At 32.0% G+C, this 5,131-nt stretch carries 4 protein-coding genes; 1 reads left to right on the forward strand and 3 read right to left on the reverse strand.

Annotated elements, in window-relative coordinates; all coding sequences use genetic code 11:
* Window positions 1-181 precede the first annotated feature (181 nt).
* Complete coding sequence (gene putP / locus ACTCDL_RS13845) at window positions 182-1,639, reverse strand: sodium/proline symporter PutP (protein WP_463178040.1); 1,458 nt, start codon at window positions 1,637-1,639, stop codon at window positions 182-184.
* 456 nt (window positions 1,640-2,095) lie between these two features.
* The gene (locus ACTCDL_RS13850; RefSeq protein WP_463178043.1) at window positions 2,096-3,334 is read right to left on the reverse strand and encodes an alpha/beta hydrolase-fold protein; all 1,239 of its coding nucleotides are present in this window, start codon (window positions 3,332-3,334) and stop codon (window positions 2,096-2,098) included.
* A gap of 335 nt (window positions 3,335-3,669) precedes the next feature.
* On the opposite strand from ACTCDL_RS13850, the gene ACTCDL_RS13855 reads away from it, so the two are divergent.
* Window positions 3,670-4,359, forward strand: a complete 690-nt coding sequence (locus ACTCDL_RS13855) for an HD domain-containing protein (protein ID WP_463178045.1) — start codon at window positions 3,670-3,672, stop codon at window positions 4,357-4,359.
* A gap of 143 nt (window positions 4,360-4,502) precedes the next feature.
* Here the strand turns inward: ACTCDL_RS13855 and ACTCDL_RS13860 are convergent.
* The coding region (locus tag ACTCDL_RS13860; protein ID WP_463178047.1) for a carbohydrate kinase family protein at window positions 4,503-5,131 on the reverse strand (629 nt) is incomplete at its 5' end.

Raw genomic sequence — 5,131 nt, forward strand, 5'->3', positions numbered from 1 at the left:
TCAGGAATCAGGAACCTGGAATCAGTATGTTCTACAGATTCCTGATAACCGATTCCCGATTCCTAAGGTGTCGTAATATCTCTCTATTGTTTCATTCTAAAGTTGGACACCTATAGTTAACTTTTTTATTCAAAACCCAATTTATAGTTTTTTATACTTCTATTCCATCCTCTAGTAGATATCATTCTTTTATAACCTCTACTACCTGATCAAACTCATCTAAGATATCCTGATTATCTTCTGCAAAAAAGAAATTCATTATGATAATTGTCACAGCATTAGCAATAAATCCTGGCACTATCTCATACATCCTAGTGCCCAAACCAGCCTGCTTCCAGACAACTAAAACTATAGTTCCTATAATCATTCCTGCTAGAACACTCTTCCAGCTGGTCTTTTTTGAAAATAATGCAGCTAAAACTACTGGTCCAAAGGCTGCACCAAATCCTCCCCAAGCATAAGAAACAAGCCCCAGTACTGTATTGTTTGGATTTAAAGCTAAAAATAAAGCTATCACAGAGATAATCAATACACAGATTCTTCCTACATGCATCAATTCAGCTTCACTAGCATCTTTATTAATAATCTTATCATAAAAATCCTCTGTTAATGTTGAAGATGAAACTAATAGTTGTGAATCAATCGTAGACATAATAGCTGATAGAATAGCTGCTAGTAATACTCCACCAATCCACGGGTTGAATATTTCAGTAATCATCTCTATAAATACACGTTCAGAATCAACAATCTCTGGGAACATAGGAATAGAGATTAACCCTACAATAACTGCACCTCCTAAAGAGATAAGTACCCAAACAACAGCAATAGTCATCGCTTCTGGTAACTTTTTAATAGATTTAATACTCATAAATCTAGCCAGAATATGTGGTTGACCAAAATATCCCAGCCCCCATGCCATAGTGGAAATAACCACCATCAACGGTAAGCTATGTTCAGGGATCAGACTTAAAGATATCTTCTTTGCTAGCATTGCTTGATTGATCGCTTCCATACCACCAACATGATTATAAGCTAAAATTGGTACTATAGTAATAGCCAAAAACATCAAGATTCCTTGAAATAAATCTGTCCAACATACTGCTAAAAAACCTCCCAAAAAAGTATAAAGCACGATTACTATAGCTCCAACCACTACAGCTACTGTATAGTTAATACTGAACATGGATTCAAATAACTTTCCTGCTGCTACCAAGCCTGAAGAAGAATAAATTGTAAAGAATATCAAAGTAATAATTGCAGAAATAATTCTTAACAATCCTGTTGGGTCTTGAAATCTGTCTTCAAAAAATGAGGCTAGGGTCATCGAATTGGTCTTAGCTGTATAAACTCTCAACCTAGGTGCCACAAACTTCCAATTTAATACTGTGCCAATAAATAGCCCAATAGCAATCCAAGACTCCTTACCTCCTCCTAAATAAACTGCTCCTGGTAATCCCATCAATAACCATCCACTCATATCACTAGCTTGAGCAGATAAAGCTGTTACCCAACTACCCATTCCTCTTCCACCAAGTAAATAATCCTCAATATTTGTAGTTTTCTTATAAAAATAAATACCTACTCCCATTAAAAAAATAAAGTAAATTATAAAAGTTACTAACGTCTGTATGTCTATCATCTACTTACTCCTCTCTTCTCAAAATTATTTTTTTCATCATACCATAATTTTTAGTTTTATTCAAATGATTTTATATTTATTCATAATATTTCACAATTTTACCTAAAACAAATATAGCAGGTTGTTTTAGTATCAAAATGATACAATTTAGAGATATTACGACACTTTCAAGAACTCCTTTTTTCATACTTATTACACCTATCAACAAGAGGTTGATTTAAGTAATTATACTATCAATGTCATAACTACTAGTATCACTTCTCTTATAACTCTCTTAATCGGAATCTTAGCCTCTTTAAAAAAAGGTAAAATAGAATAATTAACATAAAATCAAAAACACCTGACCAATTATAACTGGTCAGGTATTAGATGATTATATAAAATTGATTTTAATATATATAACACGAAAAAAATTTAGATTCTTAAAATGCTTTTTTGACACTGATTAAAAGTTATTTATCTATATAACCATAATAAGGCTTCTGGGAAATATTTTGACCAATAACTCTCATTATGAATCCCAGAATTATCAATAGTTAATTTAATTTCTTTAGGGCTAAACCCTACCTCTTGTAATAAATCTGCCATATAATTGGCATTGTTAACAGCCTGCTTATCAAGTTGAGCCCTTCCCAACTCTTTTCCACCAGTATAGATATAGATATTCATCTCCTTCTCTTTACCAACACCAAGCACAAAATCATAAATCTTGCCATCAGCTACCCAAAGTGCCGGAGAGAGGGCTCCAATTTTAGAAAAGATATTTTGATATTTAAGCCCTCCATAAAGAGCAATCAGCCCACCCATATCACTACCAGCAATTCCTGTATAATCTCTTTGAGTTAATGTAGGATAATTTGCATCAATATAAGGTTTCAACTCATTAACTATAAAGTCTAAATACTTATCACCATTAGCAGATTTAATATAAGGTTTTTCTATCCATGGAGAGTATTCACTGTTATCTTTATCATCCTTATGTTCTACACCTACAACAATAACCCCTTCTGTCTTCTGCTGGCTATATAACCTCTCTAAAGTTTCATCAACTTTCCACTCCAAATCATCTGCTATTATATTATCAAAAAGATTTTGACCATCCTGCATATATAAAACAGGATATCTCTTATTTTCCCTCTTATAATCTGGTGGTAGATAGACCGAAATTTTCACCTTTTTATCTAACTGTGGCATATAAAAATCTTCAATAACATCAATATTTCCTGTAATTGTACTATTTTGTACATCAGAAATAGTTGGCACATTCTCTACAGACTTCTTAATATCAGCCCAACGCTGAATCTTTAACTCTACAACCTGATTACCTTCATCAAAAGTATATACTCTATTTGCTATCTCTTCACCATTATTTCCTTTCTCTACTGAATCCCAACTACCCCTAGTAAACTTAAATTCCATTACTGTTCCAACAGGTCTAGATAGAGTTACACTATAAGTCCAATCATCATTCTTAGTAAGAAGAGTCCCCTTCTCAGCTGGCCACTTGTTATGACTACCAGACATATAGATACTAGCATCCACTGGAGTATTCTCTGGTGGAATCACCTTAAATGTAACCCTATACTCTTCTGGCTCTACCACTTGAGGTTCACTACTCATAGCCATTATTTGCTTACTAGTTATAAGCAATATTAAAAGCATTATACATAAAATTAGTAATTTTAAATTTTTCACGTCCCATAACCTCCTCTTTAACCCCCATTAATAATTTTAAATTTTTTGACTTAGTTATCTCTGTATTTCTATAAAAGCAATATTTATCCTTCATCTCTTGATTAAGATATTTTTCATATTGTATAGCAAAATTGAATTTGAGTACCAATCTATATAACTTAAACTAATATTTTTCTTAAAGAATTAACACAAATCATACTAATCAAAGGAAAAAGAATAAATAATACAATAACTTGCCCAGTCCAAAATTTAAGGGTATATAATCTAGCAGTTGACATCTTCTATATAGATGATAGAATAAAAAAAGATAATAACTTAGAGAAGAGGTTCAATTTATGTATTCTAATTTGATAGATATAATTAATGTAAATTTAATAGATCATATTAACAAAAATATAATACCTCTATACGATAACTTTGATAAAGCCCACAGTAGAAGGCATGTCAATACAGTAATCAAACAATCTCTTCACTTAGCCTGTCTATTTAAAGCCAATTTAGCTATAACCTATGTTGCAGCAGCTTATCATGATATAGGATTAGGATACTATCCCAATGAACCTATTAAAAGTCGTAAATATCATCATAAATATTCACAGATTTTAACTGAGCAAGATAGTAGGTTAAAAGAACTATTTAATGCAGAAGATATTAAGGTGATAGCTCAAGCTTGCCATGACCATCGGGCATCTTTAAAAGAAGAACCCCTCTCTATTTATGGTCAGATTATTGCTGATGCTGATAGAATGGATGGTTTAGAAATCAAAGAGATGATTATAAGAGCTTGGGAACACACTAATTATTATAGTCCAGAATTAACCTTTGAAGAGGTTTATCAGAACATCTATAAACACTTGAAGGAAAAATACGGTTATAATGGATATGCATATAAATCATTTTACTTAAAGGAGAGTAAGCAGATGATTAAAAAAAATATAATTGCTTCCCAGAAAATATTAAATTCAGAGCATAAGTTTAAAGCAATCTTCAATAAGCTTGTTGAAGATGGAAAAGTAAGTCTTTAGAGATTAATGAGAAAAAGCTGAAGAGATGTTGTGAAATCACAACATCTCTTCAGCTTTTTCTACCTAGACTTAAGCTTTTTAACCAATTTATAATAAAATTTAATTTTAAATTTACACATTGTATTGGAAACCAATAACTAAAATCACCTCAACTTAACTATCTCTTGAACTTGCTGTAATGTAGGTAAAGCCGACATAGCACCTTTTTGTGAAGCTGCTAATGCCCCAGAAATACTAGCAAATCTAGTAGTAGTATCTAAAAATTCCTTGTTTAATTGATTTATCTCTTGATCTGTTTCATTTAAGTTATATAAAATTCCTGAAACAAAAGCATCTCCTGCTCCTGTAGTATCAACAGTCTCAACTTTAATAGCAGGTACAAACTCTAACTCATTATTGTAATAATAATAAGATCCTTTACTACCAAAGGTAACATAAATCAAAGCTATCTCATACTTTTCTTTTAATTGCTTAACTCCAGCTTCTACATCATTTTCTCCAGTAATAAACTCTAGCTCTTCATCAGAAATCTTAAGAAGATCAGCCTTATCCAACATAGAAACAATACCTGCTTTGGCACTCTTGGCATCAGGCCAAAGGTTTAATCTTAAGTTAGGATCATATGAGATTAACATTCCATTCTCTTTAGCCTGTTGCACAGCATATTCAGTAGCACTACGAGCTGGCTCATGGATTAAAGAGATAGAACCAAAGTGTAAAACCTTATGTTCTTTAAATATTTTAGTATCAATATCATCTTGGCTTAAAAAAG

The organism is Orenia sp. (assembly GCF_055140805.1).